Source organism: Nonomuraea helvata (genome assembly GCF_039535785.1).
Classification (GTDB): Bacteria; Actinomycetota; Actinomycetes; order Streptosporangiales; family Streptosporangiaceae; genus Nonomuraea; species Nonomuraea helvata.
Map to the genome: position 1 here is coordinate 2,496,803 of NZ_BAAAXV010000001.1, position 26,013 is coordinate 2,522,815.

The 26,013-nt window shown below is 69.9% G+C and carries 25 protein-coding genes and 1 pseudogene; 18 read left to right on the forward strand and 8 right to left on the reverse strand.

Annotation, left to right across the window (positions count from 1 at the left end):
* Nucleotides 1-50 precede the first annotated feature (50 nt).
* The 4 genes from ABD830_RS11540 (at nucleotide 51) to ABD830_RS11555 (ending at nucleotide 4,923) form a co-directional block, all read left to right on the forward strand.
* Nucleotides 51-1,583: an AbgT family transporter gene (locus ABD830_RS11540; protein ID WP_344986643.1), complete on the forward strand. Its 1,533-nt coding sequence runs from the start codon at nucleotides 51-53 to the stop codon at nucleotides 1,581-1,583.
* Nucleotides 1,584-1,601: 18 nt separating this feature from the next.
* Entirely contained in the window at nucleotides 1,602-2,735 is a 1,134-nt protein-coding gene (locus tag ABD830_RS11545; protein WP_344986644.1) for a M20 family metallopeptidase, read from the forward strand.
* A gap of 101 nt (nucleotides 2,736-2,836) precedes the next feature.
* Nucleotides 2,837-4,354 (forward strand): FAD-dependent monooxygenase, encoded by a 1,518-nt coding sequence (locus tag ABD830_RS11550; protein WP_344986646.1) that lies wholly within the window; start codon nucleotides 2,837-2,839, stop codon nucleotides 4,352-4,354.
* Nucleotides 4,324-4,923: a TetR/AcrR family transcriptional regulator gene (locus ABD830_RS11555; RefSeq protein WP_344986647.1), complete on the forward strand. Its 600-nt coding sequence runs from the start codon at nucleotides 4,324-4,326 to the stop codon at nucleotides 4,921-4,923. Before ABD830_RS11550 ends, ABD830_RS11555 begins: the two co-directional genes overlap by 31 nt.
* Before the next feature lie 19 nt (nucleotides 4,924-4,942).
* Here the strand turns inward: ABD830_RS11555 and ABD830_RS11560 are convergent, their stop codons facing one another.
* Entirely contained in the window at nucleotides 4,943-5,965 is a 1,023-nt protein-coding gene (locus ABD830_RS11560; RefSeq protein WP_344986648.1) for an ROK family transcriptional regulator, read from the reverse strand.
* Between the two features lie 73 nt (nucleotides 5,966-6,038).
* On the opposite strand from ABD830_RS11560, the gene ABD830_RS11565 reads away from it, so the two are divergent.
* Both ABD830_RS11565 and ABD830_RS11570 read left to right on the forward strand, forming a co-directional pair.
* The gene (locus ABD830_RS11565) at nucleotides 6,039-7,211 is read left to right on the forward strand and encodes an MFS transporter (RefSeq protein ID WP_344986649.1); all 1,173 of its coding nucleotides are present in this window, start codon (nucleotides 6,039-6,041) and stop codon (nucleotides 7,209-7,211) included.
* The gene (locus ABD830_RS11570) at nucleotides 7,198-8,115 is read left to right on the forward strand and encodes an aminoglycoside phosphotransferase family protein (RefSeq protein WP_344986650.1); all 918 of its coding nucleotides are present in this window, start codon (nucleotides 7,198-7,200) and stop codon (nucleotides 8,113-8,115) included. Before ABD830_RS11565 ends, ABD830_RS11570 begins: the two co-directional genes overlap by 14 nt.
* Before the next feature lie 24 nt (nucleotides 8,116-8,139).
* Here the strand turns inward: ABD830_RS11570 and ABD830_RS11575 are convergent, their stop codons facing one another.
* The gene (locus ABD830_RS11575; RefSeq protein WP_344986651.1) at nucleotides 8,140-8,730 is read right to left on the reverse strand and encodes a TetR/AcrR family transcriptional regulator; all 591 of its coding nucleotides are present in this window, start codon (nucleotides 8,728-8,730) and stop codon (nucleotides 8,140-8,142) included.
* A 117-nt stretch (nucleotides 8,731-8,847) separates the two neighbouring features.
* Here ABD830_RS11575 and ABD830_RS11580 point away from each other — a divergent pair, with 117 nt between their 5' ends.
* Both ABD830_RS11580 and ABD830_RS11585 read left to right on the forward strand, forming a co-directional pair.
* Nucleotides 8,848-9,663 carry an SDR family NAD(P)-dependent oxidoreductase gene (locus ABD830_RS11580; RefSeq protein ID WP_344986652.1) on the forward strand — a complete coding sequence of 272 codons (816 nt, stop codon included), beginning with the start codon at nucleotides 8,848-8,850 and terminating at the stop codon, nucleotides 9,661-9,663.
* 147 nt (nucleotides 9,664-9,810) lie between these two features.
* The gene (locus tag ABD830_RS11585) at nucleotides 9,811-10,452 is read left to right on the forward strand and encodes a carboxymuconolactone decarboxylase family protein (protein ID WP_344986653.1); all 642 of its coding nucleotides are present in this window, start codon (nucleotides 9,811-9,813) and stop codon (nucleotides 10,450-10,452) included.
* 29 nt (nucleotides 10,453-10,481) lie between these two features.
* Here ABD830_RS11585 and ABD830_RS11590 read toward each other — a convergent pair whose 3' ends face one another.
* The gene (locus tag ABD830_RS11590) at nucleotides 10,482-10,877 is read right to left on the reverse strand and encodes a nuclear transport factor 2 family protein (RefSeq protein ID WP_344986654.1); all 396 of its coding nucleotides are present in this window, start codon (nucleotides 10,875-10,877) and stop codon (nucleotides 10,482-10,484) included.
* Nucleotides 10,878-11,082: 205 nt separating this feature from the next.
* Here ABD830_RS11590 and ABD830_RS11595 point away from each other — a divergent pair, with 205 nt between their 5' ends.
* A complete protein-coding gene (locus ABD830_RS11595; RefSeq protein ID WP_344986655.1) occupies nucleotides 11,083-11,646 on the forward strand; it encodes a carboxymuconolactone decarboxylase family protein in 564 nt (187 codons plus the stop codon).
* Nucleotides 11,643-13,172 carry an NAD(P)-binding domain-containing protein gene (locus ABD830_RS11600; protein WP_344986656.1) on the forward strand — a complete coding sequence of 510 codons (1,530 nt, stop codon included), beginning with the start codon at nucleotides 11,643-11,645 and terminating at the stop codon, nucleotides 13,170-13,172. The genes ABD830_RS11595 and ABD830_RS11600 overlap by 4 nt, the downstream gene beginning before the upstream one ends.
* A gap of 114 nt (nucleotides 13,173-13,286) precedes the next feature.
* Here ABD830_RS11600 and ABD830_RS11605 read toward each other — a convergent pair.
* From ABD830_RS11605 to ABD830_RS11615, 3 genes and pseudogenes are all read right to left on the reverse strand, one after another.
* Nucleotides 13,287-14,306, reverse strand: a pseudogene (locus ABD830_RS11605) (carboxylate-amine ligase); the annotation flags it as partial.
* A gap of 149 nt (nucleotides 14,307-14,455) precedes the next feature.
* Complete coding sequence (locus tag ABD830_RS11610; protein WP_344986657.1) at nucleotides 14,456-15,268, reverse strand: trypsin-like peptidase domain-containing protein; 813 nt, start codon at nucleotides 15,266-15,268, stop codon at nucleotides 14,456-14,458.
* A 509-nt stretch (nucleotides 15,269-15,777) separates the two neighbouring features.
* Nucleotides 15,778-16,071, reverse strand: coding sequence for a hypothetical protein (locus ABD830_RS11615; RefSeq protein WP_344986658.1), 294 nt, complete (start codon nucleotides 16,069-16,071; stop codon nucleotides 15,778-15,780).
* A 245-nt stretch (nucleotides 16,072-16,316) separates the two neighbouring features.
* Between ABD830_RS11615 and ABD830_RS11620 the strand changes: the two genes are divergently transcribed.
* From ABD830_RS11620 to ABD830_RS11640, 5 genes are all read left to right on the forward strand, one after another.
* Entirely contained in the window at nucleotides 16,317-16,661 is a 345-nt protein-coding gene (locus tag ABD830_RS11620) for a hypothetical protein (RefSeq protein ID WP_344986659.1), read from the forward strand.
* A gap of 8 nt (nucleotides 16,662-16,669) precedes the next feature.
* Nucleotides 16,670-17,578 carry an NsdA family TPR-like regulatory protein gene (locus ABD830_RS11625; RefSeq protein ID WP_344986660.1) on the forward strand — a complete coding sequence of 303 codons (909 nt, stop codon included), beginning with the start codon at nucleotides 16,670-16,672 and terminating at the stop codon, nucleotides 17,576-17,578.
* A 122-nt stretch (nucleotides 17,579-17,700) separates the two neighbouring features.
* Nucleotides 17,701-18,225: an NUDIX hydrolase gene (locus ABD830_RS11630; protein ID WP_344986661.1), complete on the forward strand. Its 525-nt coding sequence runs from the start codon at nucleotides 17,701-17,703 to the stop codon at nucleotides 18,223-18,225.
* Nucleotides 18,226-18,740: 515 nt separating this feature from the next.
* Nucleotides 18,741-19,799 (forward strand): LLM class flavin-dependent oxidoreductase, encoded by a 1,059-nt coding sequence (locus ABD830_RS11635; RefSeq protein WP_344986662.1) that lies wholly within the window; start codon nucleotides 18,741-18,743, stop codon nucleotides 19,797-19,799.
* 2 nt (nucleotides 19,800-19,801) lie between these two features.
* Entirely contained in the window at nucleotides 19,802-21,286 is a 1,485-nt protein-coding gene (locus tag ABD830_RS11640) for an AMP-binding protein (RefSeq protein WP_344986664.1), read from the forward strand.
* Here the strand turns inward: ABD830_RS11640 and ABD830_RS11645 are convergent.
* A complete protein-coding gene (locus ABD830_RS11645) occupies nucleotides 21,283-21,861 on the reverse strand; it encodes a dienelactone hydrolase family protein (RefSeq protein WP_344986665.1) in 579 nt (192 codons plus the stop codon). The genes ABD830_RS11640 and ABD830_RS11645 overlap by 4 nt on opposite strands.
* Nucleotides 21,862-21,927: 66 nt before the next feature.
* Between ABD830_RS11645 and ABD830_RS11650 the strand changes: the two genes are divergently transcribed.
* Nucleotides 21,928-22,500 carry an ArsR/SmtB family transcription factor gene (locus tag ABD830_RS11650; protein WP_344986666.1) on the forward strand — a complete coding sequence of 191 codons (573 nt, stop codon included), beginning with the start codon at nucleotides 21,928-21,930 and terminating at the stop codon, nucleotides 22,498-22,500.
* Between the two features lie 354 nt (nucleotides 22,501-22,854).
* Nucleotides 22,855-24,465 carry a hypothetical protein gene (locus ABD830_RS11655; protein ID WP_344986667.1) on the forward strand — a complete coding sequence of 537 codons (1,611 nt, stop codon included), beginning with the start codon at nucleotides 22,855-22,857 and terminating at the stop codon, nucleotides 24,463-24,465.
* 3 nt (nucleotides 24,466-24,468) lie between these two features.
* On the opposite strand, the gene ABD830_RS11660 is transcribed toward ABD830_RS11655, so the two are convergent.
* On the reverse strand, nucleotides 24,469-24,810 hold the full coding sequence (locus ABD830_RS11660) for a hypothetical protein (RefSeq protein WP_344986668.1): 342 nt from the start codon (nucleotides 24,808-24,810) through the stop codon (nucleotides 24,469-24,471).
* Nucleotides 24,811-24,961: 151 nt separating this feature from the next.
* Here ABD830_RS11660 and ABD830_RS11665 point away from each other — a divergent pair, with 151 nt between their 5' ends.
* Nucleotides 24,962-25,984 (forward strand): LacI family DNA-binding transcriptional regulator, encoded by a 1,023-nt coding sequence (locus ABD830_RS11665; protein ID WP_344986669.1) that lies wholly within the window; start codon nucleotides 24,962-24,964, stop codon nucleotides 25,982-25,984.
* Nucleotides 25,985-26,013: the final 29 nt, after the last annotated feature.

Genomic DNA, 26,013 nt, shown 5'->3' on the forward strand with positions numbered 1-26,013 from the left:
CCCTTACCCCATGTAATGGTTGACCGAAACATGGGGTAAGGAGACGGGCTATGAGCGCCTCCGAGACGATGACGGGTTCGCGTTCCCTCAACGCGCTGCTCCGCGTGCTGAGCGGGATCGAACGCCTGGGCAACCGGCTGCCGCACCCGTTCTGGCTGTTCATCGTCCTGAGCGCGTTACTGGCGCTGGTGAGCTGGGGCCTGTCGGCGGCCGGTGTGTCGGCGGTCAACCCGGCTTCCGGCAAGACCGTCGTGGCCAAGAACCTGCTGTCCGCCGACGGCGTGCGGATGATGGTCGAGGGCGTGGTCGAGAACTACACCGCGTTCCCCCCGCTGGGCACGATCCTGGTCGTCATGCTCGGCGTCGCCGTCGCCGAGCGCTCCGGGCTCCTGGCGGCCGTGCTGCGGTCCGGAGTGTCGAAGGTGTCGCCGAAGTGGGTCACGTTCGCCCTGGCCTTCACGGGTATGGTGGCGCACGTGGCCTCCGACGCCGCGTACGTGGTGCTCATCCCGCTCGGCGCGCTGGCCTTCCGCGCAGTGGGGCGCAGCCCGATCCTGGGCATCGTGGTGGCGTTCGTGTCGATCTCGGCGGGTTACGACGCCAGCCCGCTGGTCACCCCGGTGGACGCCATCCTGTCGGGGCTGACCACGGCCGCCGCGCACACCGTCGATCCGGCCTACACGGTCACGCCGCTGGCCAACTACTTCTTCTCGCTGGCCTCCTCTCTGGTGCTGGCGGCCACGATCACGCTCGTGACCGAACGCGTGCTGGCCCGCCGGGTCGAGTCGATCCCGGTCGATCCCGACGCCCCCGACGACGACCTGGGCTCGCTGGCGCTCAGCGCGGAGGAGCGCCGCGGGCTGCGGGCCGCGTCGATCGCGCTCGTGGCGTTCGTGATCGTGATCGTGGCGGCCGTGCTGCCCGCCGGGTCGCCGCTACGCGGCAAGGGCGGCAGCATCGTGCAGTCGCCGCTGCTGACCTCGATCGCGGTCTTCCTGGCGCTGGCGTTCCTGGCCGCCGGGTGGGCGTACGGGAAGGCCGCGGGCACGGTCGCGGGCAGCCGGGACATCCCCGGCTTCATGGCCCACGGGCTGCGCGAGATGGCGCCGATCCTCGTGCTGTTCTTCGCGATCTCGCAGTTCCTGGCGTACTTCAAGTGGACCGGCATCGGCGAGATCATCGCCATCGGCGGCGCGGACCTGCTGAAGTCGGCCGGGGTGAGCGGGCCCGTGGTCTTCCTGGGCATCCTGCTCGTGGTCACGCTGATCAACCTGGTGGTCACCAGCGGCTCGGCCCAGTGGGCGCTGGTCGGGCCGGTCTTCGTGCCGATGCTGATGCTGCTGAGCATCCCGCCGGAGACCACCCAGGCCCTCTACCGCATCGCCGACTCGTGCACCAACGCGATCACGCCGATGAGCCCGTACTTCGTGATGGCACTCGGCTTCCTCCAGCGCTACCGGCGCACGGCGGGCATCGGCACACTCGCCTCGATGACCATCCCGCTCTCGCTCACCCTGCTCGTCGTCTGGACAGTGCTGTTCTTCGTGTTCTGGTGGCTGGGCATCCCGCTCGGCCCCGGCTGATTCCTCGGAAGGATTCCCGTGTTGATCACCGACTGGACCCGGCAGGCCCTTGCGGCCATGCTCGACGACCTCAGGGCCGCCGTGGAGCTGGAGACCCACAGCTACGACAAGGTCATGCTGGTCAAGGGGCTGCGGGCGATCCGCGCCCTGGCCGTCGAACACCTCGGCACACCGGACGAGGAGGTGCTGCACGACGGCGGTTCGCACGGGGACATCCTGGAGCTGACCTACGAGGGCACCGCGCCGGGGACCGTGCTCGTGCTCTGCCACTACGACACCGTCTGGCCGACGGGGACGCTGGCCGAGTGGCCGTTCGCGCTGGTGGACGGCAAGGCCACGGGGCCGGGCGTGTTCGACATGAAGACGGGTCTCGTGCAGGCGATCTGGGCGCTGCGCGGGCTGCGTGAGCTGGGGCTGCCGCATCCGGGCGTGCGGTTCCTGTTCAACGGGGACGAGGAGATCGGCAGCCCGACCTCGCGCCCGTACATCGAGGACGCGAGTGAGGACGCGCTGGCGAGCCTGGTCTTCGAGGCGTCACTCGACGGCGCGCTCAAGACCGCCCGCAAGGGCGTGGGGCTGTTCAACGTGAGCGTCACCGGGGTGGAGGCGCACGCCGGGCTCAATCCGGACGCGGGCGCCAGCGCGATCCACGCCCTGGCCGAGATCGTCACCACGCTGGCCCGGGCCGGCTCCCGGGAGCACGGGACCACCGTGAACGTCGGGCTGATCACCGGCGGGACCGGGCGCAACGTGGCGGCCGGGCAGGCCAGCTGCGGCATCGACGTGCGCGTGACGGACCCGACGGAGATGGGACGGATCGACGACGTGTTCGCCACTCTGAAGGTGTCGGACCCGCGGGTGTCGATCTCCGCCACCGGCGACTGGAACCGGCCGCCCATGACGCCCAACGCGGCCTCGCGGCGGCTGTTCAAGGAGGCGCGGGAGGTGGCGGCCGGGTTCGGGTGGCTGCTGGAGGAGGCGTCGGTGGGTGGCGCCAGCGACGGGAACTTCGTCTCCGCGCTGGGGCGGCCGGTGCTGGACGGGATGGGCGCCGTGGGGGACGGCGCGCACGCGCGGCACGAGCACGTGCTGGTGGAGCACATTCCGGAGCGTACGGCGCTGACGATGGGGCTGATCACGGCGCTCGCCTGACGCGCGTTCAGGCGAGCGCCGTCAGGCCGGGGCCCAGTCGGTGACGTGAGTCACATGGCTCCCCCTCTCAACTTAGTAATCGGTACCGTATCGTTTACTAAGTGACTGACACCGTACTCATCGCGGGCGCCGGCCCCACCGGGCTGGCCCTGGCCATCCACCTGGCATTACACGACATCCCCGTGCGCGTCATCGACGCCGCCGCCGGCCCCGCCACCACCTCGCGGGCCCTCGGCCTGCAACCACGCGGCGTCGAGGTCTTGGAACGCGTCGGCGCGCTCGGCGACCTGCCGCAGCGCTCCCAGTCCTCGCTCAACATGTCCTACAACGAGGGATCACGCACCGTGCTGCGCCTTCACGTCGGCCAAGCCGTCGCCGACCAGCCGAAACAGGCACTGCTGATCTCGCAGGCCGAGGTCGAGGGCACGATGCGCGACCGCCTGGCCCAAGTGGGCGGCCACGTGGAGTGGGGCACCCGGCTGGTGGCAGCTCGGCAGGACGACACGAGCGTCACTGCCACCGTCCAGACGACCGACGGCGCCGAGCACCACATCGAGACCCACTGGCTGATCGGCTGTGACGGCGCGCACAGCACCGTACGCAAGCTCGCCGGCATCGGCTTCCCCGGCCGCAAACTCCTCGAACGCCTGCTGATGGTCGACGTGCGGGCCCAGTGGCCGTTGGACAAGAACGGCAGTACGACCTGGATGGAGGCCGGTCACATGCTGTCGGTCACCGCTCTGCCGGACGACATCTGGCGGGTGTTCACCGAACCGCCATCGGACCTGCCGGACCAGCTGTCCGAACGCGAGATCACCGACCGGGTGCTGAGCGAGTTCTCCCGCCGCAGTGGCGTCGCCCTCGACACGGTCACGGACATCCGCTGGGCCTCGGAGTTCCGCATCCACCGCCGGCTGGCCGACGCCTACCGGCGCGGCCGGATCCTGCTGGCCGGCGATGCGGCGCACATCCAGAGCCCGACCGGCGGCCAGGGACAGAACACCGGGCTGGGTGACGCGGAAAATCTGGCCTGGAAGCTGGTGCTGGTCGCCCGCGGCCGCGCCGACCATCGGCTGCTCGACACCTACGAGGGCGAACGACGGCCGCTGGCCCGCAAAGTCCTCCGCGCCACCAGCACCGCCGTGGACATCATGCTGCCGCACGACCCCTGGAAACGACTGCTGCGCGACAAGGTCGTCCTGCCGGTCGTCCGCCTGCCCGCAGTGCAGCGCCGGCTGTGGCTGGCCGCCTCCCAACTCGGCATCAGCTACCGGGGAGGACCGCTGGCCTCTGCCTCGCACCGGTGGATGCCCGGGCTGCGACCAGGCGATCGGATGCCCGACCTCGCCTGCCGGCGTCTCGACGGAGGCCGCACCACGCTCCACGCCGCGATCTGCGGACGCTGGGCGGTGCTCGCCGCCGACCCGGACATCACCGCCCGCCACGCCGCGGCCGCCGCCGCACAACTGGGCGCCGACCTGGTCGTCGGGCTCACGCCGGTGGAGCCGGACGCGCACGACGTGGTGCTGATCCGCCCCGACGGGCACATCGGTTGGCGTGGTCGTCCGGCACCCGACAAACTGACGACATGGCTGAACCAGGTGCTGTGGCCGGCGTAGAACGCCACGGCCGTCCCCGCGACCCGGAAAACGACGCCGCCATCCTTAACGCGGCGTTGGACCTGCTGATCGAGCGCGGCGCGGCGGGCACCAGCATCGAAGCGGTCGCCCAACGCGCCGGCGTGGCGAAACTGACCGTCTACCGGCGCTGGCGCTCCAAAGAGGACCTCCTGATGGCCGCGCTGGAGCACGCCCGCAACCCCGACATGGACGAGGCCCCGGCTGGGCGGACGATCGACGAGCTGGTCACGTCCACCGCCGAGCTCCTCAGCCGGCCCCGCTTCCGCGCGCTGATCGCGCGGGTCATCGGCGCCTCGGTGGACTACCCGAAACTTGTGACCGCCTACACCGAGCGTTATCTCCGGCCACGGCTGGACGCTCTGGCGGAGATCGCGCGGCAGGCCATAGACGCCGGCCACTTCCCGCCCCACACCGACCCCGGCGTCATCCACGACATCCTGGCCGGCTCGATCGGCTCCGTCCTTCTCCAGCATGAGCAGGACGTGACCGCGGCGCAGGTCGAGAGTCGGCTGCAGGCCCTCCTGCGCCACATCGGATACCGGCCTTGATCTCCTGTGACGCGCGCGTTCAGCCGAACACGTGGTCGCGGGCCAGGTCCAGGGCGGTCAGCACGGCACCCTGGAGGACCGCGTTGCCCTTGACCGTGCTGGCGCGGACCTCGGTCGGCGCAGGGGCGAGCTCCCGCAGGTGTCCGGCGACCAGCCTCGCCAGCTCGTCCCCGCCCTCATGGCCGGTCGTGCCGCCGAGCACGACGAGCCCGGGGTCGAGGAGGGTGGCGTAGGCGAAGGCTCCCCGGGCGATCCGCCGGGCCAGCTCGTCCCGGTCGAGGCCCGGTATGACCTCGCTGTTCACCAGGTCGCAGAACGCCACGCCGCCCACGTCCAGGAACCCGATCTCCCCCGCGCCGCCCGACACCCCCCGGCGCAGCCGCCCGCCGAGCACGACCGCGGCCCCCACGCCGTCGTCCAGCCAGAGCAGCACGAAGTCCTCGCTGCCGGAGGCGGCTCCGGTGCGGAGCTCGGCGACGGCGGCGAGGTTGACCTCGTTCTCCAGGATCACCGGCACGTCCAGGCGTTCGCGTAGGGACGCCATCGTGCCGCGCCGCCAGCCGGGCACGTCGTTGGGCGACACCAGCTCCCCGGCACGCGGATCGACCAGCCCCGGCGCGCCGACCACGACCGTGTCCAGTGCACGCCGCCCCACCGCGTCACCGACCACCTTCGCGACGAGGGCCGCCAGGTCGGCTCGCGCGCCGATCGTCGTCCTGGCCTCGCTGACCACGCGCCCGGTGATGTCCGCGACCGTGACATTGACCGCGTCGCGCCGTACGTCCACCCCCGCCACGTGTGCCCGGTCCGCCACGAGCCCGTACAGGCGCGCGTTCGGTCCCCGTCGATCCTCGCCGGCCTCGCCTGTGACCTCGATGAGGCCGCCTGCCATGAGCCGTTCGATCAGGTCGGACACGGTGGGCCTGGACAGCCCGGTCAGCGTGCGGAGCTGCGGCGCGGTCAGCGGCCCGTGCTCCAGCAGCAGGTCGAGCGCCAGCCGGTCGTTGATCGCTCGGGCCATGGAAGGGGTCGCGGTCTTCACGAACCTCATAATAATCAGGGAGCCTGCCTAAAAGCTCTTTTCATCAGGAAGCCTGCCTGATAATTTCTGGGACATGAGCCCTCATCGTGCCATCGCGGCCGTCTTCGCCGCGCACGGCGCAGTCGCCGGCAGCCTGTCCACGCGCCTCCCCTGGATCCAGGAGCACCTGCACCTCAGCCCCGGCACCCTCGGCCTCGCGCTGCTGTGCCCGTCGATCGGCGCCTTCGTGGGCATGCCGACGGCCGGCCGCCTCGCCTACCGCTTCGGCAACCGGGCCGCCACGCGCGTCCTCCTCGCGCTGTGGTGCGCGGGCCTGGCCCTGCCCGCGCTCTCACCGTCGCCCGTGTGGCTGTTCGGGGCGTTCCTGCTGTTCGGGGCGGCGGCGGGCATGTGCGACGTCGCGATGAACGCGCACGCCGTCCTCCTCGAACGGCAGCTGGGCCGCTCGATCATGTCGGGGCTGCACGGCACGTGGTCCATCGGCAGCCTGGCCGCCGGCGGTCTCGGCGCCCTGGCCGCCCACGCGGGCATCGACGCCCGGCTCCACCTCGGGGCCATGTCGCTCGCGTTACTTCTCCTCGGCGCGGCAGCCGGCCGCGGCCTGCTGCCCGACAGCGCGATGGCCGGTTCCGTGCGTGAGGCGCCCGCGCCGCGGCGCTTCGCGCTCCCCACGGGCGCGATCCTGGTCATCGGGCTGGTCGGGTTCTGCGCGACGTTCGCCGAGGGCGCCAGCTCCAACTGGGCCGCCGTCTACCTCACGGCCGTGACCGACGCCGGTCCGGGGCTGGCCGCCGCCGGATACACCGTCTTCATGCTCTGCATGGCGGGCACGCGGCTGCTGGGCGACCGGGTCATCCGCCGGCTCGGCCCGGTGGCGACCGTCAGGACGGGCGGGGCGGTCGCGGCGGTCGGCGGCGCCCTCGTGGTCGCGGCCCGCACGCCGGCCCTCGCCATCGCCGGGTTCGCCCTGGTCGGACTGGGGGTGGCGGTGATCGTTCCCCTGGTGTTCGCGGCGGCGGGCAACGCGGGCACGACTCCGGGCGAGGGCGTGGCCGGCGTGGCGACGATCACGTACCTGTCGGGGCTGATCGCCCCCGCCGTGACGGGCGGGGTCGCGGGCGCGCTCAGCTATCCCACCGCATTCGCGCTGATCACCGGCGTGGTCGTGCTGCTGACGCTGCTCGCCCCGGTCCTGCGCCCCTCCCCTACTTCTCAGCCAGAAGGAGCACTCCGTGTCAACGCCTAGCCCCGACGACCTGCTGATCGACGAGGCCCTCGTACGCCGCCTGCTCGAGGCGCAGTTCCCCCAATGGGCCCACCTGCCTATCTCGCCCGTGCCGCGCTCCGGGATGGACAACGCGACGTTCCGGCTCGGTGACGACATGTCCGTACGCCTGCCCCGCTACCGCCGGTGGGTGGGGCAGGTGGAGCGCGAGCACCGCTGGCTGCCGCGGATCGCCCCGCACCTGCCGCTGCCGATCTCCGAGCCGCTCGCGAAGGGCGAACCCGGCGAGGGCTACCCCTTCCCCTGGTCGGTCTACCGGTGGCTGGCGGGTGAGACGACGGAGGAGCTGGTGGATCCCGTCCAGGCGGGCAAGGAGCTGGCCGGGTTCGTCCGCGCGCTGCAGGGGATCGACGCGACCGGCGGGCCGGGGCCTTCGTGGAGCAACGCGTTCCGCGGCGTGCCGATGGGCGACGAGCGGGACTCCGTGGCCGTCGAGGCCCGCGTACGTCCCAAGATCGAGGCGCTGCGCGGGATCGTGGACACCGACGCGGTGACGGCCGTGTGGGAGGCGGCCCTGGCGGCCCCCGCCTGGGACGGCCCGCCGGTGTGGATCCACGGCGACCTCGCGACCGGGAACCTCCTGACCGTCGAGGGCAGGCTGAGCGCCGTCATCGACTTCGGCACGCTCGCCGTCGGCGACCCCGCCGTGGACCTGCTGGCCGCGTGGAAGTTCCTGCCTCCGGAGGCTCGGGGCGTCTTCCGCGAGACACTCGGCGTGGACGAGGCGGCCTGGGCAAGGGGGCGTGGCTGGGGCCTCGCGTCCTCGCTCCCGGTGCCCGACGACCCTTACTACGCCGACCCGGTACGCGTCGAGGCCGCCCTGCGCCACCTCGACGAGATCATCGCCGACTTCCGGTCCGCCTGAACCCGCGGGCGAAGAGCCTCGAGGTCAGTCCGGGCGCAGGGCCTTGAGGGCGAGGTCGACCAGGGCGTCGGCGTACTCGGGGGTCAGTGGGCCTGAGCGGTGCAGCCAGCGCTGGAACAGCGGGGCGTACAGGAGCTCCAGGGCCAGGTCGAGGTCGGCGTCGGCGGCGATCTGGCCCGCCTGCTGCGCGCTGCGCAGCCGGGCCTTCTTGGCCTCGTCGACCGGGCCCGCCAGCTTCTCGCGGTAGTGGGCGGCCAGCTCGGGATCGCTGATGATCTCCGTGTTGAGCGCCCTGATCGGCGCCTCGAACTGCGGATCGGCGAACTCGGCCACCGTCGCCCGCATCACCGTCTTGAGATCGGCCTCGATGTCGCCCGTGTCGGGCAGCGCGATGCTGTCGCCGTCCTGGCTGAGCGCGAGGAAGGCGTCGAAGACCACGGCGCCCTTCGACCGCCACCACCGGTAGATCGTCTGCTTGCCCACCCCCGCGCGGGCGGCGATGGCCTCGATCGAGAGCTTGGCGTATCCCACCTCGGAGACCAGCTCGCGAGCCGCGTCGAGGATGGCCTGGCGCGAGCGCTCGCTGCGCCGGGCGGGGTCGGGCTGCTTGGACATGCGGCTCAGCATAGCAGCCATGCAAGACGAGACGGTCCGTCTTGACACCGACCGAGGGTCGTATAGAGTGCGGCAGAAGCGAGACGCCACGTCTCGTCTCGTTCTGAGGAGGCACTCATGACCCGTGTATGGTTCATCACCGGCGCGTCCCGGGGCCTGGGCAGGGCGTTCACCGAGGCGGCACTGGCCGCGGGAGAGCGGGTCGTGGCCAGTGCGCGCGACATCGAGCCACTGGCCGACCTCTGCCAGAAATATCCCGACTCTCTCGTACGGATGCCGCTCGACGTGTCCGACCGGTCCGCCGTGCTCGAGGGCGTGGACCGGGCGGCGGCCGCGTTCGGGCGGCTCGACATCGTGGTCAACAACGCCGGCGGGCTCCTCTACGGCATGCTGGAAGAGGCCACGGAAGAGCAGATCAGGGCCCATTTCGACGTCAACTTCTTCGGCGCGCTCTGGGTGGCCCAGGCCGTCGTCCCGCACCTGCGCGAGCAGGGCTCGGGGCACATCCTCCAGGTCACCTCGATGGGCTCGGGCGGCGGCGTGGCCTCGGTGGGCCTGTACGCGGCCGGCAAGTCAGCGCTCGACTCGGCCAGCCAGGCCCTGGCCATGGAGGTGGAGCCGTTCGGCATCAAGGTCACCATCCTGCAGATGGGCGGCTACGACACCGGGCTGTTCACCACCGGCACCACGGCCACGCGGCCGAACCCCCTCTACGAGCCGGTGCGCGCCAAGATGGCCGAGATGTGGGGCGACGAAGCGGGCCCCGACCCGAGCACCGCCGCCCCGGTCATCATGGAGCTGGTCGGTCTGCCGGACCCGCCCCTGCGGCTGATCGTCGGCGGCCACTCCTACGACCTGGTGCAGCAGATGGACCGGGCGCGCACCGCCGAATACCGCGCCTGGGAACATCTCAGTCGCAAGGCGCCGGGATAGTCAGATGACGGCGGAAACGCCAGCCGGAGAGATGGCAACAAAAGGTCGGCGGCGAGCAGGAAGATGCTCCCTCCGCGCCTGATCCCGTCCGTTCATGCCCCGCACACTGAAGATGCCGAAACGCGTCAGACGATGAAAAGGGGCGAAATGGCGAACACACTTTCACCGGCCGTCACGCACGAGACGCGATGGCCGCCTCGACTTGGGGAATTCGTCAATCACGCGGGCGGGACGCGACCGCACATCACGTTGGCGTCCGACGAGCCGGGGATCCGAGGGCTGTTCCGGTACCGGCCGGAGACGGCGCAGCCACTGGTCCAGCTCTCGGAGGTGCTCCTGTGCGGTGACAGCACGCTGAGCCGCGGGGAGCGCGAGGTGATCGCCGCGTACGTGTCGTCGCTCAACCGGTGCCGCTTCTGCTTCCACACGCACGCGGCCTTCGCCGCCGTCCGGGTGCCGGAAGGGATGGACCTGATCGACCAGGTCCGCGCCGACCCGGCCGCCGCACCGATCAGCGCCAAGCTCAGGGCCCTGCTGGCCATAGCGGGCGCGGTGCAGCGCGGCGGGCAGGAGGTCACCGGCGACCAGGTGAGCGCGGCCAGGGCGGAGGGCGCCACGGATCTCGAGATCCACGACACCGTGCTGATCGCGGCGGCGTTCTGCATGTACAACCGCTACGTGGACGGCCTGGCCACGCTCGCCTGCGACGACCCCGCGCACTACGCCGAGCGGGCCCGGCTGAGCGGCTACGTGAAGGTGTGGGAGGACGAGCTGGACGAGGCCTGCTGACGGCCCCGCCTCGTCCGGCCGCCGGAGGGTCAGGCGAAGAACTCGTCGACGGCGTAGGGGTTGTGCGGGAAGCTCGACCGTTCGCTGATCTTGCCGTTGGTGATCCGGAGGAGTTGCATGCCGTGGTCGTCGAGCGTGCGGCCGTCGCGCTCGCCGTGGATGCGCAGGACCGCGGCGACATGGTCCTCTCCGGCGAGGAACCTCTCCGGCTCGAGCCGCAGCGTGCCGGAGGTGGACTGGGCGAGCCTCGACAGGTAGCCGAGCACCTCTTCCTTGCCGGTGTAGTCGCGGGCCAGCGGGCCGCGGCCGGGCACATGGAAGACCACGTCGTCGGCGAGAAGCTGGTCGCGCAGGTGGTCCAGGTCACCCTTGGCGAGGGCGTCGTAGAAACTGCCGGCAATGGCGATGTGGGGATGTTCGGACATGGAAACCGTCTACTCCTAAAAGGGGTTTATGGTGCCTTTTGCGACATTACGCGGGGCGGATGCGGGAAACAAGGGAAAGGTCGTTTCCGCACAACAGTCATGCCTGAATAGCGGAAAAGAACCGACCGGAAATGGGAGGCGTTGACAGCGTCCGCGCAGCGAACCGATCATGAAGATCGGCGCAATTCCCTGGCAAGGAGGTCGTGTGCCCCATATCGCCATCGAATCCGGCGAGCCCGGAATTCGCGGATTGTTCGCCTTCCGCCCCGAGACCGCCGGCCCGCTGAACGCTCTGGCCGAGGTGCTGCTGCGCGGCGACAACACGCTGAGCCGCGGCGAGCGGGAGCTGATCGCGGCGTATGTGTCGGGGCTCAACGAGTGCCGGTACTGCGCGTCCTCGCACTCGGCGTTCGCCGCCGCGCAGCTCTCCGAGGGGATGGCGCTGGTCGACCAGGTCCGCGCGAACCCGGACAGCGCGCCCATCACGCCGAAGCTCAGGGCCCTGCTGGCGATCGCAGCGGCCGTGCAGAAGGGCGGGCGCGAGGTCACCGGCAAGCTGGTGGACGCGGCCAAGGCGGAGGGCGCCACCGAGCCGGAGATCCACGACACTGTGCTGATCGCGGCGGCCTTCTGCATGTTCAACCGGTACGTGGACGGCCTGGCCACGGAGACCCCCGACGACCCCGCGGCCTACTATGCGCAGTCGGCCGAACGGATCGTGCGGTACGGCTACACGAGCACCACGCCGGCGGCGGGACAGCCCGGGTGACGCACGACCACCGCTATCTGATCATCGGCGCCGGACCCGGCGGACTGCAGCTCAGCTACTTCCTGCAGCGCGCCGGGGCCGACTACGTCACGCTGGAGCGGGAGGCCGCGCCCGGCGCGTTCTTCCGCCGCTACCCCCGCCACCGGCGGTTGATCTCGCTGAACAAGGTCCACACCGGCGAGAAGGAGCGCGAGATCCAGCTCCGGTGGGACTGGAACTCCCTGCTCAACGACGATCCCGACCTGATGTTCCCGAGCTACTCCCAGGAGTACTTCCCGCACGCCGACGACCTGGTGCGCTACCTGGCGGACTTCCAGCGCGTCCACGAGCTCGACGTGCGTTACTCCACGCCGGTCGAGCGCGTGGAGAAGTCGGACGGCAGGTTCCTGGCCCACGCCGGCGGCGAGGTCTTCCGCGCCGACTGCCTGATCGTCGCCACGGGCTGGGGCGGACCGCACATTCCCGATATTCCGGGCATCGAGCTGGCGACCGGCTACGAGGACGCCCCGGTCGGCGGGGAGGAGTTCACCGACCAGCGTGTGCTGATCATCGGCAAGGGCAACTCGGCGTTCGAGACCGCCCAGACGCTGCTGCCGTACGCCTCGGTCATCCACCTGGCCAGTCCCAGCCCGGTACGGCTGGCCTGGACCAGCAAGCACCCGGGACACGTGCGCGGCCAGTACGGCGCCCTGCTGGACAGCTACTGGTTCAAGACCCTGCACGGCGTGCTGGAGTGCACTGTTGACCGGATCTGGCGTGAGGGATCGGGATTCCGCGCCGCCATCACGTACACGCTGGCCGACGGCGAACAGGCGGTCCTCGACTACGACGCGGTGCTGCGCTGCACCGGCTTCACCATGGACACCGGCCTGTTCGACGCCTCCAGCCGCCCCGGTCTGACACCGGGCGGCCGCCTCCCGGCCATCCGTCCCGACTTCCAGTCGGCCGACGTCGACGGCCTGTACTTCGCGGGCACCCTCATGCAGGCACGCGACTTCAAGCGCGCCTCGTCGGCGTTCATCGACGGCTTCCGCTACAACCTGCGCACGCTGACCGCCCTGCTGCGGGAGCGCTACGACGGCGTGCCGCTGCCGGTCCACGAGCTGCCCGCGGACGCCGGCCGGCTGACGGAGGCCGTGCTCCAGCGGGTCAACCACAGCTCGGCGCTGTGGACCCAGTTCGAGTACCTGGCGGACGCGTACGTGGTGGGCCGCACCGTCCGGCGCTACGAGGACCTGCCGGAGGACTACGCGCTGGCCCGCTTCGGCGACGCGGAGCTGTGCCTCACCGTCACCCTGCGCTGGGGCCGCCGCGACTACCCCGACGTGTTCGCCATCCAGCGCCACCCGACTCCGGACCGGGCCGACGAATGCGCCTTCCTGCACCCGGTGGTGCGGGCGTGGCGGCGCGGCGAACTGGTCGCCGAGCAGCACCTTCTGGAGGACGTCCAGGCCCGCTGGCAGGACCCGGTACGGCACGCCGAGCCGCTGCGCGCCTTCCTGGCCGCACAGCTGGCAACTCGTTAGGCGGGAAAGCGCTCGACAAGGTCGTCGACCACGCCTTCGAGCGACCCGCGCCGCACACGGGCGGCGCGCTGCCTGGCCGCCCCGTCCCCCCGCGCCCCGTAGCCACTCCCACCCCACGGTGACCGCCGCCAGGTCGCCACTGTCCGCCAAGGCCGGCTCGATGTGCTCCAGCAGCCCGTCGACCACCGCCGCGGCCGGGCGCGGGCGACCCGTGCGCGGATCGACGCCGTGCCCGGCGAGCCCGTCCCTGGCGGCCCGCCAGTACGCCACCCGCAGCAGCTCGTCCGGCACGCGGGGCCCGGGATCCCCCTCTTCCACCCGCCGCAGCGACATCGTGACCAGCGCCCGTACCACCAGCGCCAGCAGCACCGACTCCCCGGCCGATGCGGGCACGTCGGCCACGCGCACCTCCACGGTGGGCAGCCGCAGCGACGGCCGGGCATCCCAGAAGGCCGTGGCGGGATCGACCAGCGCGCCGCTGGTGGTCAGCGCCGCGAGCAGCCGCTCGAAGTGGTCCAGGCTCTCCAGGTACGGTGGCGGCCCGGCCACCGGCCACTTGCCCCAGGACAGGATGCGCCAGCCCGCGTAGCCGGTGTCGCGGCCCGCCCAGAAGGGCGAGTTGGCCATGAGCGCGAGCAGCGCGGGCAGCCAGGGTCGCAGGTGGTTGCAGACCAGCACGGCCCGCTCCCGGTCGGGCAGGTGGACGTGCACGTGCCCGGCGCAGATGGCCTGCTCGTCGTGGAGCGCCCGGTAGTTCTCGATGCCCAGGTCGTAGCGGGGATGCTCGGTGATGGGCGGCGGGACCACGTCACCGAGCACGGGGGTGCCGGACGCGATCACGGCCAGCCCTTCGGCCCGGGCGGCGGCGGAGACCGCCGCGCGCATCCGCCGCAGCTCCCGCTCCAGCTCGGCGGGACCGGCGCAGGGCGGCGTCTTGGCCTCCACCTGGAACTGCGTGATCTCGGCGGAGACCCGCTCACCGAGCTCGGCCGAGGCTCGCTCGATGACCCTCGGCGCCCCCGGCGCCACGGCCCCGGTTCCTGGATCGACGACGAAGTACTCCTCCTCGACCCCCATCAAGGGGCAGACCGCATCGAACGGCACGCTCCGCAGCGACTCGGCGGCGGCGGTCATTCCGGCTCCCCTCCCGTCGGACAGGCCACCCTACGATCTTGCCCCGCGGCGGCCCCCGCGGTCACGCCTTCCAGGAAACTACGCTTATCTAGACACTTTTGGCCCTCCTGAGAGGGAAAGGCCGCCTTCGAAATTTCTTCTCGTTGTGCTTATCGGGCGTGTAGCGTCCAGCTGCATCCCTGCGTGGATACGGTCGCGGTGGCGGTCCTGCCGTCCATCGCCGGGCGGGTGATTTCTGCGGCTGTAAGCGCGTAACCGCTGGGCTTATGAACGTCACTGGCAAAGATCATGCCGGAGACCGTTCCGTCGGACCTGAGCAGAGGTCCGCCCGGAACCTCTGGTTTGACGGGCGCATGAACGATGTGGATTTCGCGGCGGATTTGGCGCTTGTGGTAGATGTCCGGGCCATGCGCGGTAGTGCTGCGGCTGACGTCGCCCGACGTCACAGTGAGGTCCTCGCCGTTTGAATATCCAGCGACCATAGCGCTTTCGCCGGGATTGATCGGGCCGAAGACCAGCGATCTGGCGCGCAGACTCGGCACCCGCAGCACGGCAACATCACGGCTTGGGTCGAAGAGGATGACTCTGCCCCTGTAGCGCTTTCCGTCTGGTCCGATCACCGTAATGGAGCCGGTGGTGCCTGCGACCAGGTGCGCGGTGGTCATCACTCGTTCAGGCTCGTAGGCGAATCCCGTCCCTTCCGGCCTGGTGTTGTCGCAGGAGGGGGCGTTACCGATCAGCTTGACCACGTTCGACCGGCTCGCTGCGACCTGAGCACTCACCCTCGATGGATCCGACGTCTGCGGGGTTGGCCGTGCGACTCCTCCTGGAGATGCCGGTCTGTGGAATTCGTCCGCGTTCCGGAACCACTGTGCGCAGCCCTGCGCAGTGACGAGAACGATCAGGACCGCTCCGAGCGCGGGCAGCCTCACCCAGGAAACGTTCCCCTTCTTCTTGATCACCTGCGGGATCCTAGTGCGACATGCCAGGCAACTCGCCCAACTTGGTCCTCAATCCAATTAATTGGCCGATCCGCGCGCTACCAGGGCGGCGCATCGGGTGCAGGCGCGAGGAGAGGTCGGAACGAACGGCAGGGACCAGTCGCAGATTGGTAGAGGTCTGACCGGTCCTGTGCACAGGCTGGTCGATGTGCCGGGGAATACAGCGTGTAGGACTGCTTCAGGGCCGGGTCCGGAGATCACCGCTCGGTAAGTGGGTGCTGGAGGCTCTCCCGTGACGGTCACGGGCTCGATGGCGAGGTCGTCCCAATGCACAGACCATCGGCGAACACCAATGGGTAGATCGTGATGGCTGCCGTCGAGTTTGACGAGCGCGTTGGCTCCATAGGTGAGGATGTTGATCACTACGCCGCTACGTCCAAGGAGGAAGCCACGATAGGCGCGCGTCCTCGCGTTACTGTGCAGGAGGTCCACGATCGTCACGCGACTTCCTGCCTGCGGAGCTACGGAGGTCATCCGGCTGCCCTCGTGGTGCCTGGCGTCACTCCACTGCTGGGCTGGTGCAGTGGGTGGCGCCTGCGGAGATCGACATAACGGAAGGCGACGCGGCGGGCAGCTCGCTCAGGTTCAAGCGCCGAATGATAGGCGTAGATGACCCGCTTGCGGTGGGGGTCCCAGCCGGTACGCCACCAGTAGCGGTCTCCGTCGCACCAGATCACCAGTCCTACCCAGACGGACACCAAGGCAAGCCCGTAGCCGTCGTGGACGTCGGCGGGGACGCCGAGGGCCTCCAGCGCCTTTCCCATGTCGCGAGCAGCGCGTAGTGGGAGCGGTGCAGCGACGATCTCGGGTTGGTTGCATGTCATGCAGCCAGTGCACTTGGCCTGAGGTCACCCCAGAAGCGCGTGATCGAGGCTGGTGGTGGAAATCGGTTCACGCCCCGTGTGAATGCGATGTAGCTGTGACCCGGTTCTTCCAGCGACACACCTGTTCGCGATGTGACGGCGCCCTTACACTCCGGATACGGAAGTCGCTCGTCGGAGGCCCAAACGTGAGTGAGCCGAACATCCTGCTGGATTCACTGCTCGCAGAAGCAGGCATCTCGCACGCGGGACTCGCCGCACGCATCAACAAGGCCGCCGCGACAGCCCGCCGCCCGACGCGGTACGACCACACGGCTGTAGCCCGGTGGATCAGAGACAGCGCCATCCCCCGGGGAGATGTCCCAGAGATCATCTGCGAGATCATCGGGCTCAAGATTGGGCGTGTCCTCCAGCTGCAGGACATCGGGATGGCGAGAACGTCAGGTGACGATTTCGGGACGGAGCTTCCCAAGGCCGTTGATCAGGCGGTGGCTCTATGGCGAGGGGATCTCGCGACAAGGTCTTCCCCGTAGGCTCATCGATGATCGACGGCCCCGCCGCCATCGCACCGATCTTCGAATGGGAAAATCCGCCGCACGAGATCGATGTCTCCCGACCAGGCCCACGTCCGGTGTCCATGGATGACGTTCAAGTGCTCAAGGACGCGCGTGTCCGTTACGAGCAGATGTATCGAAGAGTGGGAGGCGTTCCTGTACGGCCGCGCCTCGTTTCCTTCCTCAATTCCAGCGTGACGCCCCTGCTCAGAGGCAGCCATGACGACAGAATGGGCAGGCAACTGTTCAGGGCGGCCGGTGGGCTCGTCGCGCTCGCAGGCATATGCGCATATGACTCCGGCAGGCAGGCATTGTCGCAGCGCTACCTGTTCCACGCGCTCAGGATGGCCAAGGCGTCGGACAATCTGGCGTTCGGTGGCTACGTGATCGCGTTGTTGGCCAACCAGGCCATGGCGCAGGCGAGGTACCGGCGCGTCATCCAGTACTGCGAGACTGCGCTGCGAGCGGCGCAGGGCTACTTGAGCCCCGCCCTGACGACCGATCTCCATATCCTCCAGGCCAAGGCGTACGCCCGCATCGGTGACCGGGCAAGTTGCCACGCACATATGCGCCAGTCGGAGGCAACGGCGGCCCAGATCCGGCAGGGAGAGGAGCCCCCAGAGACTGGCTATGTACAGCCGGGCCTCCTCGAGTGCCAGCATGCTGAGGCGCTGCGGAGGCTGGGGGACCTCACGCCTGCACAGGAGTGCGCCGAGGAGGCCCTGCGCTTGGCGGACGCCTGCCATCTACGGGGCCAGGCTCACAGGCTGGCAACGCTGGCCCTGATCCTGAGCGAGCGAGGCGAACTCGAACAGGCCGCCTCCATCGCGGAGAGCATGCTCAACTGCACCGCTGGAATGGATCCGATCGCCTCGCCGAACGCATCGTGGTGGTGACGACTGCGTTGAACGCCTGCGACACGCAGCCAGTGAAGGCGTTTGTCGTTCGCGCGAAGCAGCAGGCGGGCATCCCCTTGTAGCGTGGTGCCGAATCAGGCGTCCACTCTGGGAGTAGCCGCATGCGCTGGCAGGTCCACTCCGAAGAACCGCTCTACACCGACCCCTGGCTCGATATCCGAGTGGCCGATGTGGAGCTCCCGGACGGAAGGCACCTCGATCATCGGCTCATCCGCACCGCACCTGGAGCCGGTGCGGTCGTCACGGATGAGCAGAACCGCGTGCTGCTCATCTGGCGACACCGCTTCATCACCGACACCTGGGCCTGGGAGATCCCGATCGGCAAGATCGACGAAGGCGAGAAGCCGATCGCGGCCGCCGCCCGAGAGGTCGAGGAAGAGACCGGCTGGCGTCCCGGCCCCTTGCGTCCGCTGCTCTACACCCAGCCGACCAACGGCATCTCCGACTCCGAGCACCACATCTTCCGTGCCGACAGCGCCCAGTACATCGGGCCACCTACGGAGCCATGGGAGGCCGAACGGGTCGAGTGGGTGCCGCTCACAGACATCCGACGCCTGATCGACAGGCGCGACATCGTCAGCGGGACCAGCATGAACGCCCTGCTCTACGCCCTCACAGAGGTGTAGTCGCCCACAACCGTGGTGCCACTGGCTCTCATCGCGCCGCGCGCCTTCGCATTGGCGCCCCTCCGCACCATTTCGCAAACGCCTGCCCGCTCGCGGGCGGATGTTCAGGTAGTCGGCAACGATGCACTGCCAGGCGACCTCCGTCCAGAGGGTTGCACCATGGCCAACGGCCGGGGAGCGCGAGGGGCCTGCAGGCACCTCGCCGGGTCTCGGGGCGAAGCCTCGAGACCCGGCGGCGCGCCCGAGCGTAAGCGAGGACCGCTCGGGGCGGGCTCCAGCAGGCCAAACCGGTAACCAGGCAACGGGCGGGTGACCGGCGAGCGGAGCGAGCGGGGGTTTCGGGGGGTCGAAGGGGGGCGGAGCCCCTCCTGCGAGGCGCTGCCCGGAGCTTCCGTCGCGCGAAGCGCGCTCATCAGCGGAGGACCGTGCGTTTCCCCCGGGACTCCCTAGGGCAACCTGGGTGGGCGTGGTACGCTCCCAAGCGAGCGCTTGGTTTACATCCGAGGGGCCGCCGCATGAAGTTCTCGACCTTCCATCTTTTCCACCGCTTCGACGGGCAGAGCTTCAAGGAGGTCTACGACTACCATCTGGAGCTCATCGAGCTGGCCGAGGAGCTGGGATTCGACGGGGTACGGCTGGCCGAGCACCACTTCCGCGACTACGGCGTCGTCCCCAACCTGTTCACCATGCTCGCCCACGCCGCCGCCCGCACCTCCCGCATCAGGCTGGGCACCGGGATCGTGGTGCTGCCCCTGCACAACCCGATCCTCGTGGCCGAGGAGGCCGCGCTGGTGGACGTGCTCTCGGGTGGGCGGCTGGACCTCGGCATCGGCCGGGGATACCAGAGCTTCGAGTTCGAGGGGTTCGGGATCGACCTGGCGGAAGCCCGCGACCGGTTCAACGAGGCGCTCGAGGTCATCCTCGGGCTCTGGACGCAGGAGTCGTACCAGCACGAGGGGAAGTTCTACAAGACCGGCACGGACGTCTCGCTCGTGCCCAGGCCGCTGCAGACCCCGCACCCGCCGCTGCACGTGGCCGCCGTCTCCCCCGAGACCGTCACCATGTACGCCGAGCGCGGCCTGCCCATCCTGGCCGACCCCGCCGCCCCGTTCCGCAAGGTCGTCAAGGCGGCCGAGGCCTGGCGGGAGACGGCCGCGCAGGCCGGGCACCCGAGGGGGGCCGACCTGGTGGTGGCGCGCACCGTGTACGTGGCCCCGACGCTGGAGCAGGCGCGCGAGGACCTGGCGAGGTTCGAGGCGTCGTTCGACCGGTCGCGCATCTTCAACGAGAAGAGCGCCCCCATCGACCCCAAGACCGGCAAGGCGGCGCAGGGCTTCGAGTACTACCAGGACCGCTATCTCAAGGGCGGCTCGGTGTCGGCCGACTTCCGGTGGGAGCAGCTGGAGGTCATCGGGGACCCGGACCGCGTCGTCGAGCAGATCACGCTGCTCAAGGACGCCGGCTTCACGAACCTCCTGTGCGACTTCGGCAGCACCCGGCCGATGCCGCTGGAGGACATGAAGCGGGTCATGCGTTTCTTCGCGACCGAAGTCATGCCGGCCTTTGGAGGCTGAAGATGATCCACAGCCTGTCCCTGTCCGACGTCCTCGCCGAGCACGCGCGCAGCCGCCCCCAGGTCACGGCGGTCGTGGACGGCGACGTGCGGCGCACGTACCCGGAGCTGGACGCCCGGGTGACCCGGCTGGCCTCCGCGCTGGCCGGCCGAGGGGTCTCCGCGGGTGACCGGGTGCTGTGGCTCGGGCAGAACTCGCACGCGGTGCTGGAGTTGCTGCTGGCCTGTTCCCGGCTGGGCGCGATCCTCTGTCCGGCCAACTGGCGGCAGGCGGAGGACGAACTGCGGTTCGTGCTGGCCGACCTGGCTCCCAAGGTCGTCGTCTGGGAGCACTCGGACGCCACCGCGGCCGTGTCCGAGAGCACGTGGGTGCGGGCCGGGGACGAGTACGAGGAGCTGGTGGCGAGCGGTTCGGTCCAGGACTTCCCGCAGGCGGCGGATACCGAGCCGGTGCTGGCGCTCTACACGGCGGCCTTCGAGGGGCGGCCCGGCGCCGCGCTGCTCAGCAGCGCCGCACTGATCGCCCACAGCGCCTCGCTCCTGGTCGTACGCCAGATGGAGCCCGGCTTCACGTTCCTCAACAACGGGCCGCTCTTCCACGTGGGCACGATGATGTTCTGCCTGGCCACGTTCCAGATCGGCGGCACGAACGTGTTCACGCCCGCCTTCGACGCCGAGGAGGTCTGCCGCCTGATCGACGCCGAGCGGGTGACGCAGGCGTTCCTGTTCGGGCAGATGATCGACGCGGTGGCGGCGGCGAACGCGGGCGGCAAGTACGACCTGTCGTCGCTGAGGTTCGTCTCCCATTCGGCCGAGTGGGACGCCATGATCACGGTGGACGACTCTCCCTGGTGCCGGTCCAGGATGGGCGGGTACGGGCAGACCGAGGTGGGGGGCATGCTCACGTTCCTGGGGCTGGCCGAGGGCGGCGCGGGGTTCGCGGGGCGGCCCTCTCCGCTGGTCCAGGTACGGATCCTGGACCCGGACGGCACCGAGCTCCCGCCCGGGGAGGTGGGCGAGATCTGCGCCCGCGGCAAGACCCTCTTTTCCGGATATTTCGCCCGACCCGACTTAAATGCGGCTAAGTCGGCGTACGGCTGGCACCACACCGGCGACCTCGGCCGCCGCGAGCCCGACGGCACCATCACCTTCATCGGCCCCAAGCTTCGCATGATCAAGTCGGGCGCCGAGAACATCTATCCCGCCGAGGTCGAACGCGCGCTCAAGTCCCATCCGGCCGTCGCCGACGCCGCGGTGATCGGCGTCCCGGACCCGACCTGGCACCAGGCGGTCAAGGCCGTGGTGGCGCTCAAGCCGGACGCCACCGCCACGCGGGACGAGCTGGTCGAGCACGTCAAGACGCAGCTGGCGTCGTACAAGAAGCCCAGGGAGGTGGCGTTCGTCGACGCGATACCCAAGCGCGGCTTCACCCCCGACTACGACGCTCTGGACGCCGCCCACGGCGGAGGGAACTACCCGGGCACCTAGCCGATGGTGGCGAGGAACTCCAGCGTGCGGCGGGTGAGCAGCGCAGCGGCGTCGGCGTCGTACGAGGCCAGGCTGCTGTCGGCGAACAGGTGCCGATCGCCGGGGTAGAGGAACAGTTCGCCACGCTTGGCCGAGGCGAGCAGCTCGCGGGCGGCGTCCAGGTCTCCCTCGCCGGCGAAGCTCGGGTCGGCGTCCATGCCATGGATCTGGACGGGAAGGTCCTCCGGCCAGGCGGTGCCGAACTCCGACGGGGGCAGGCAGGCCTCGAAGAACAGCGCGCCACGCGCGCCCGGCCGGGTCTGCGCCAGCTTCTGGGCGGGCATGACGCCGAGCGAGAAGCCGGCGTAGACCAGGTCGGCGGGCAGCGCGTCGGCGGAGCGCTCGCCGCGCTCCAGGAGGGCGCCGAAGCCGACCTGTCGCGCGTGGGCCATGCCCTCCTCCAGGGTGGCGAACGTCTGCCCGTCGAAGAGGTCGGGAGCATGCACGGTGTGCCCTGCCTTGCGCAGCTGCTCGGCGAAGTCGACGAACCCGGCCGTCCGCCCCTGGACGTGATGGAACAGCAAGATCTCAGCCATCTTGGATGGTCCCTCTTGATCGTATGGGAAATCTCGAACGATTGATTACGTTAGACTAATCGGACTATGTCGAGCAATCCTCCCGTCCCGGATTACGACCTCGCCGAGGTGATCGAGCTGAGCACCCCCGCGCAGGTCCGGGCCATCGGCGATCCGCTGCGGACCACGATCCTCAACCTCCTGCACGAGCGCGCCGCCACCGTGACGGAGCTGGCCGGTGCGGTCAAGCGCCCCAAGGGCACCGTCGCCCACCACGTGAACGTCCTGGCCGAGGCAAGGCTGGTACGTGTGGTCCGAACCCGGCGGGTGCGGGCGCTCGAGGAGCGCTATTACGGCCGAACGGCCCGGATGTTCTACGTCGGCGTCGGACGGTCGCCGGATGACGGGCCGCTCCCGCTGGACTTCAACGACTTCGAGGTCGCGGCGAAGGAGTCCGCAGCCGCATATCAGGCACACCAGCTGTGGGCGTTCATCCGGCACGCTCGGATCTCGCCGGAGCGCGCGACGGAGTTCTGGCGTCGGATCAAGGACCTGGTGCAGGAGTTCGACCAGGTGCCCCGCTCCGGTGAGACGACCTACGGATTCGCCGTCGGCCTGTACCCCATGGCCGACTACCCGGCCCTGCCGCCCGAGGAGTAAGCCGCCAAGGGCCGCCCGCGCCCACGCGCGGCTGCGAACCGGTGTCTGGCCGCAGATTCTCACCGCCCCGCAGGCCCTGGCCGATGCCGCGGGCCGGATCGGGTGGCAGGCCGGAGTTGCGCGGCCACCTTTGAAACAGGTCCTAGCAGCCCAGCGCACAAGGGCGGCCATGGCACGTGAGCGCGTGAGCGCGTGCCATGGCCGCCTCTTTTCATGCCGATTTTCAGGCCGGCGACCGTAGCGCTCACGGGGATGTTGACGGACATCCGATGTTTGATCTACGTTACCGGCACACCGCGAGTTGCGAAATATTTCGCAAGAGGCGCACGGGGGCGCCGGAAAGGGATGACCCTCATGACTTACGACCTCAGCCGCCGGGCCCTGCTGGCGGCGGGCGGCACGTTCGCGCTGAGCGGCGTGGCAAACATGGCGGCCATGACGGGCACGGCGCCCGCGTACGCCGACTCCTGGCGTTCGACGCTCGTGCACCGCGAGCGCGGCAGGCTCGTCTACGCCGAGGACGCCGAGCACAACCGCGTCCCGGACTTCAGTCACGCCGGCTACCGCAACGGCGAACGGCCGCTGCCGCACCTGCCGGTGGTCAGGACGATCAGGCCGATCGAGGGCGACAACACCGCCCACATCCAGGCCGCGCTCGACGAGATCGCGGCGCTGCCCGAGCACGGGCGCGGGGCACTGCTGCTCCTGCCGGGCCGCTACCCGGTCTCCGGGACGATCTACGTACGTTCCAGCAGGACCGTGCTGCGCGGCTCCGGGGACGGTGAGGACGCGGCCGAGAACACGGTCATCACGGCCACCGCCGCGGGGGCGGCGAACCGCACGGTGATCGTGGCTGGCGGCGAGGGCCCGGTGAACTGGTCGGCCTGGCGGAGCGAGGTGCCGGGGACCCGTACCGACATCGTCTCCGACTTCGTCCAGGTGGGCTCGCGCACGTTCGAGGTCGCCGACGCGCGCGGGCTGCGGCCCGGCGACAACGTCATCGTCTTCCATCCCTGCTCGGAGGGGTGGCTGAAGGCCATCGACCACGGCGGGCACGACACCGGACGGCCGTGGTACGTGGACGAGGAGCCGATCCTCTACAACCGCTACGTCACCGACATCACCGGCAACCGGGTGACCGTCGACGCGCCGGTCCTCAACCACCTGAACCGGTCGCTGTCCCAGTCGTACCTCTACAAGACCGCCCGGGCAGGCGTGATCACCCAGGTCGGCGTGGAGCGACTGCGGGTGGACGTCGAGTTCGACGGAGACCCGTTCGCGCAGAAGTCGGCGGTGCAGAACGCCATCCGCATCTTCCGGGCCGAGGACGCCTGGATCCGCGACTGCACGGCGCTGCGGTTCTGGCAGGTCGGCATGGAGGCGTGGGAGGCCACCCGGGTCACGGTCGACAACTGCCGCGCGCTGGAGCCGACCGGCTCGACCTCCGAGGGCGGCAACCGCTACAACTTCTGCGCCCACCCGTTCGCGCAGCTCGTGCTCTTCAAGGACTGCCACGGCAACAAGGCGAGGCACACGTTCATCGTGAACGGGGCCGCCTCCGCCTCGGGGATCGTCTTCCTGCGCGGGACCTCGGAGGAGACGTACAACACCAGCGAGGGCCACCGGCGGTGGAGCACGGGACTGCTCTACGACGGTCACCGCGAGGTGAACCCGCACCGCACGCTGACGCTCGGGCTGTACAACCGCGGCTGGTGGGGGACTTCGCACGGCTGGGCGGCGGCCCACTCCGTGGCCTGGGGATGCGACATGTCCGGCACCCAGATCGTCGTGCAGAAGCCGCCCACCGCGCAGAACTACGTCGTCGGCGCGAGGAACGCCGTGGTCAACGCCGACGGCCCGTTCGCGCAGCCGATCGGTTACGTCGAGGGCACCGGTCAGGCCGGCCCGCAGCTCCCGTCGCTGTACGAGGCCCAGCTCCACGAGAGAGGTTTCCGCCTCGCCTAGGACCTAGGGTTTCCGGTACAGGTGGATGTCCTTGATGTGGACGTCGTTCCTGTTCGACATGCTGGCGCGGCCGTACAGCCCGCACTTGAAGTAGTGGGTGGCCGCGCCATGGTCCTGGAACGTGGCGCGTAACTGCCGGTTCACGAAGATGTGCACGAGGCCGGGGCCGGTCTCGTGCACCACGTTGAGCCGCAGGTAGGTGTCGTAGACCGGGGCGTAGATCTGCTGGGACTGGTCGTAGTAGTTGAGGCTGTCGGTGTTCGGCGCGGCGTGCGCGGCCGTCGGCCATCCCCAGGCGGTCAGGCCGAGCGCACCGGTTCCGGCGATGAACGTCCTTCTTCGCATGGTGACTCTCGTTTCGTCGCGATCAAGAGTGTCTGCGAAATATTGCGAAACAAGATCTAGCGGCACCGTAGGCTACCCATGGGAGGTCGTCAAGGGGTCCGGCGAGCAGGCAGACTTCTGACCGGGAAGACGTTCTAGTGGAGGACTTGAAGTGGACGACGTGACTGTCCCCCGCCGCAGCACCATGGCGGACATCGCCGCCAAGGCGGGGGTCTCGCCTTCGACGGTGTCGAAGGTGCTCCACGGCAGGTCGGATGTCTCTCCGCAGACCCGCGGCCGCATCCAGCGGCTGCTCGGCCAGCACGGCTACACGCTGCCGGGCCACGGCGAACATCCCGGCGGCCTGATCGAGTTCGTCATCAACGAGCTGGACAATCCCTGGGCCGTGGAGCTGATCCGGGGCGCCGAGGAAGCCGCGCAGGCCGAGGGCATGGGCCTCGTCGTGTCGGCCGTGCACCGGCGGAGCAAGCTGGCCCGGCACTGGCTGGAAGCGCTCGGCAACCGGGGTTCGCTCGGCGCGATCCTGGTCGTCTCCGAGCTCTCCGCCGAGCAGGAGCGCGAGCTGGGACGGATGGGCATCCCGTTCGTCGTGGTGCAGCCGTCGGAGAACGAGAACCCGGACACCCCCGCGGTCGGCTCGACGAGCTGGCAGGGCGGGTTCTCGGCCACGCGGCACCTGATCGAGCTGGGCCACCGCAGGATCGCGATGATCACGGGTCCGGCGGGGCGGCTGACCTCACGGGTGCGGCTGGACGGCTACCGCGCGGCGCTCGACCAGGCCGGGATCGAACCCGACCCCACGCTGATCCGGCACGGCGACTACTCCCACGAGCCCGCCTACCACCTGTCCCTGGAGCTGCTGAGGCTGCCGGACCGGCCCACGGCCGTGTTCGCGGGCAATGACCTGCAAGCCCTGGGGGCGTACCGGGCGGCCAAGGAGTGCGGTCTGCGGGTGCCGGAGGACGTCAGCGTGGTGGGCTTCGACGACCTGCCGTTCGCCCAGTGGGTCGCCCCGCCGCTGACCACCGTGCGCCAGCCGCTGGCGGACATGGCCGGCATGGCCGTCAGGCTCCTCGTCCAGCTCATCAACGGCGAGCAGCCGGAGACGCCGCGCGTCGAGCTGGCGACCCGGCTGATCGTGCGCGAGAGCACCGCCCAGGCCGCCAGTGCCTGAGCGCACCACCCAGGTCGCCAGTGCCTGAT